Genomic DNA, 455 nt, shown 5'->3' on the forward strand with positions numbered 1-455 from the left:
GCAGCGCCGTTCCCAGAAGGTGTTGGAGGAAGCCCCGGCTCCCGACCTTCCGGAAACCGTCCGCAACACCATCCGTGAGTCTTCCGTTGCCCTCGCCCGCCAATGCAGCTACCACGGAGCGGGGACGGTGGAGTTCCTGTACGACCCCGTCAACCACGAGGCGGCCTTCATCGAGATGAACACGCGTATCCAGGTGGAGCACCCCATCACCGAGGAGATCACCGGCGTGGACCTGGTCCGCGAGCAGCTGCTGATCGCATCCACGGGATCCATGTCCATCTCCCAGGATGATGTGAACTTCACCGGCCATGCCATCGAATGCCGCATCAACGCAGAGGACCCCACCAATAACTTCTTCCCCAGCCCGGGGATCCTCCGGTCCGTGGAGTGGCCCTCGGGTGAGGGAATCCGGATAGACACCGGAGTGGAAGCAGGCTCTGTTGTAAGCCCCTACT

1 protein-coding gene is annotated in these 455 nt (G+C 62.6%); it reads left to right on the forward strand.

Annotated elements, in window-relative coordinates:
- On the forward strand, positions 1 to 455 hold a 455-nt coding region (locus tag AC5RWX_RS34310), incomplete at both ends, for an ATP-binding protein (RefSeq protein ID WP_494100582.1).

It is taken from the genome of Arthrobacter sp. SPT-J7, assembly GCF_059089965.1.